Below are 275 nucleotides of genomic sequence, written 5' to 3' on the forward strand. Positions count from 1 at the left end.
AACGAAAAAACGGCGAATACCCGAGCATCACCCGGCAGGCATCGGATGTCGGCAATGGTTATGCGACCCTCTCGAAGATTTTCCGTATCGCCCTGCAATCGGGAACTCTGGGAACAGGCGCGATCCTGGTCATTCAAGGTCAAGCCTCTTCAGGTATTATTATCGCCGGTTCCATCCTGACGTCCCGCGCTCTGGCGCCTGTAGAGGCGGCGATTGGAAATTGGCGCGGTTTCGTTTCCGCCCAGCAAAGCTGGGCGCGGCTTGCGAACCTCCTG

General features: G+C 57.8%; 1 pseudogene. It reads left to right on the forward strand.

Annotation, left to right across the window (positions count from 1 at the left end):
- Positions 1-275, forward strand: a pseudogene (locus tag EOD29_RS31700) (type I secretion system permease/ATPase); the annotation flags it as partial.

The sequence above is a fragment of the Mesorhizobium sp. M1A.T.Ca.IN.004.03.1.1 genome, assembly GCF_003997555.1.
In the GTDB taxonomy this organism is placed as follows: domain Bacteria; phylum Pseudomonadota; class Alphaproteobacteria; order Rhizobiales; family Rhizobiaceae; genus Mesorhizobium.